The sequence below is a fragment of the Bradyrhizobium sp. genome (assembly GCF_030646015.1).
Classification (GTDB): domain Bacteria; phylum Pseudomonadota; class Alphaproteobacteria; order Rhizobiales; family Xanthobacteraceae; genus Bradyrhizobium.
In genome coordinates this window covers 1-2,700 of sequence record NZ_JAUSLT010000006.1, presented here as the reverse complement: position 1 = coordinate 2,700, position 2,700 = coordinate 1, and the positions used below count along the sequence as shown (strand labels likewise).

5 protein-coding genes are annotated in these 2,700 nt (G+C 65.6%); 4 read left to right on the top strand and 1 reads right to left on the bottom strand.

Annotated features, from left to right (window positions below; translation table 11 throughout):
* A partial coding sequence (locus Q7T45_RS00605; RefSeq protein ID WP_304866049.1) for a flagellar biosynthetic protein FliO occupies positions 1 to 707 on the bottom strand: 707 nt, incomplete at its 3' end.
* 374 nt (positions 708 to 1,081) lie between these two features.
* Between Q7T45_RS00605 and flgB the strand changes: the two genes are divergently transcribed.
* The 4 genes from flgB to fliQ all read left to right on the top strand — a co-directional run bounded on the left by flgB (position 1,082) and on the right by fliQ (position 2,649).
* Positions 1,082 to 1,486 (top strand): flagellar basal body rod protein FlgB, encoded by a 405-nt coding sequence (flgB, locus tag Q7T45_RS00600; protein ID WP_304866047.1) that lies wholly within the window; start codon positions 1,082 to 1,084, stop codon positions 1,484 to 1,486.
* Between the two features lie 19 nt (positions 1,487 to 1,505).
* A complete protein-coding gene (flgC, locus tag Q7T45_RS00595) occupies positions 1,506 to 1,931 on the top strand; it encodes a flagellar basal body rod protein FlgC (RefSeq protein ID WP_304866043.1) in 426 nt (141 codons plus the stop codon).
* A gap of 17 nt (positions 1,932 to 1,948) precedes the next feature.
* On the top strand, positions 1,949 to 2,266 hold the full coding sequence (gene fliE, locus Q7T45_RS00590) for a flagellar hook-basal body complex protein FliE (RefSeq protein ID WP_304866040.1): 318 nt from the start codon (positions 1,949 to 1,951) through the stop codon (positions 2,264 to 2,266).
* Between the two features lie 119 nt (positions 2,267 to 2,385).
* The gene (gene fliQ / locus Q7T45_RS00585; protein ID WP_304741920.1) at positions 2,386 to 2,649 is read left to right on the top strand and encodes a flagellar biosynthesis protein FliQ; all 264 of its coding nucleotides are present in this window, start codon (positions 2,386 to 2,388) and stop codon (positions 2,647 to 2,649) included.
* Positions 2,650 to 2,700: the final 51 nt, after the last annotated feature.

The window sequence follows — 2,700 nt, the reverse complement described above, 5'->3', positions numbered from 1 at the left end:
GGCGGCGGTGCGGCGGCCCGTTCGGGCGCGCGCGGCGGCGCCTTCGGCGGTTCGGGACGCGGCGGCCGCGGCATCATGGGCTCGCTGCGCGAGGTGACCCGCGACGGCATCGGTTCCGGCCGCAGCTCGGGGCGGGGCTCGGGCCGGCCGCCCAGCGGCTCCGGCGCGAAGCCGGCCAGTGGATCGCTGCGATCGATGCGTTCGGCCCGCTCGGGGCGCCGTTCCGGCATCGGCGGCGGCGCCGGGCGGCGCGCTTCGTCGGCAAACGAGGGGCGAACCGGCCGCGGCGGCGGCTCGGGCATTTGCGGCTCGGCATGGTCGAACATGTCGGTCCGGGCGGCCTCGGCATCGCTCCAGCCAGTATCGGGCAGCGGCGCGATCCGGGGCGCCGGCTCGGTACCGCCGCCGACCGCGGGCCGTGGCGCCTGTTCCCGTCCGGGCATGGCGCGCACGATATTGGCTTCCACGACGATGTCGGTGGGCCCGCCGATCATCAGGAGATGCTCGATGTTGTCGCGCCGTACCAGCACCAGCCGCCGGCGGCCGTCGACGGCGGCGGCGTCGATCACCGCCAGCCGCGGCATCCGCCCCCGGCTGGTGTTGGCGCCGAGGCGGTTGGTGGCGAATCGGCGGACCAGCCAGGCGGCGAGGCCGATCAGGGCCAGCACGGCCACGAACGAGAAGAAGAACCAGAGTGTTTGCGGCATGCTATGTCCCCAATAGCGCTTTCTTCACGTATCTCGTTCGTCCGGCGAACCGAAACCGGACAAGCCTTAAGGCCCAGCAAGCCCTGGGATCAGCCGAAAGTGTTAATTCCCCACGGCAAGAAGTGCCGCCCACGCCTTCTTAATAAACCAAGAATCGCTTGAGCCAAAACGACTTCTCAGCGCCCCGCGCGGTTGGTTAACGCAGCTTTCGTGGCAAAAATGCGCTCCGTTCCACGCCGGATCGCCCTTGGCGCCCCGCGATAGCGGGTTGTCCACGGTTACCTCAGCCGATTTTAACCCGTTGTTAACCATACACACGGCAAATTCTGCCTACCTCAGCGGCGCCGTGCCCCCGAGGCAACGGGACGGATGCGATGGCTATCCACGACTTTCCGATGTTGTCGGCGCTGCGCACCAAGATGCAGTGGCACCAGGAGCGCCAGCGCGTACTAGCCGAAAACATCTCCAATTCCGACACACCGAATTTCAGGCCGCGCGAGCTGGTCGAGCCGAAATTCGACAAGAACGGCGTCAGCGCGGCGGCGATGGGTTCGCTGGCGATGATGCAGACCAGCACCAGCCACATCGCCGCCGCGGGCGGCGGCGACACCTTCGCGCGGCACGGCCGGGCCGGGTTCCAGACCAGGCCCGCCGGCAACGCCGTCAATCTCGAGGACCAGATGCTCAAGGTCTCCGCCAACCAGATGGACTACGCCGCGGCGACCTCGCTCTACACCCGCAGCCTGGGGCTGCTGAAAACCGCCATCGGCAAACGCTGACCTTTAGGGAATCGCGATCATGGCAAGTGACGGAAATGACTTCGGCCGCTCGATGAGCATCGCGACCTCCGGCCTGCGCGCGCAGGCGGGACGGATGCGGGTGCTCTCGGAAAATATCGCCAACGCGGATTCCACCGCGCCAACCGCCGGCGGCGATCCCTATCGCCGCAAGGTGCCGACCTTTACCTCCGAACTCGATCGCACGCTGGATGCCAGGGTCGTGGCGCTCGGCAGGACCAGGCCCGACAATTCGGCGTTCCAGGTCAGATACGAGCCGTCCAATCCGGCGGCGGACGCTGCCGGCAACGTCAAATATCCCAACGTCAATAAAACGATCGAAATGACCGACATGCGCGAAGCGCAGCGATCCTACGAGGCGAACCTCAACATCATCAGCGCCACGCGCCGGATGATTCAACGCACGCTCGACATCCTCAAGGCCTGAACAGGAAACCCCGGACCATGGCTTCACCCACATCCGCTGCAAATGCCTACGCCGCACTTGCCCGCATGACCTCCAGCGTCGGCGCAGGCGCCGGCAAGGGCGCCGAAATCGGCGGCGGTCAATCCTTCAGCACGGTGCTCAAGGAGGCGCTCGGCAGCGTGATGGAGGCCGGCCGCAAATCCGACGCCCAGACGGTGGCGATGACGTCAGGCAAGGCCAATGTGATGGACGTGGTGACGGCGGTAGCCGAAACCGACGTCGCGGTCTCGACGCTGGTGTCGGTGCGCGACCGGATGATCCAGTCCTACGAAGACATCATGCGGATGCCGATCTGATTTTTCTGCACCGTCATTCCGGGGCGATGCGAAGCATCGAACCCGGAATCTCGAGATTCCGGGTCTGGTCCTTCGGACCATCCCGGAATGACGAGTTACCCCTGAATGGAACGCGTATCATGACCGGTGCTGAAACCCTCGACGTGGCGCGCGATGCGATCTGGACCATCGTCGTGGTGTCGTCGCCGCTGATGGTGGTCGGTCTCGTGGTCGGCGTCGTGGTGTCGCTGTTCCAGGCGCTGACCCAGATCCAGGAACAGACCCTGGTATTCGTGCCCAAGATCCTGGCGATCTTCGTCACGCTGCTGCTGGCGCTGCCGTTCATGTCGGAGTCGCTGCACGGCTACATGATGCGGATATCGTCGCGAATCATAGGCGGTTGAGGCACTATGCGCGTGAATCATGCGCATCGACATTTCATTGCTGCCGGCGCT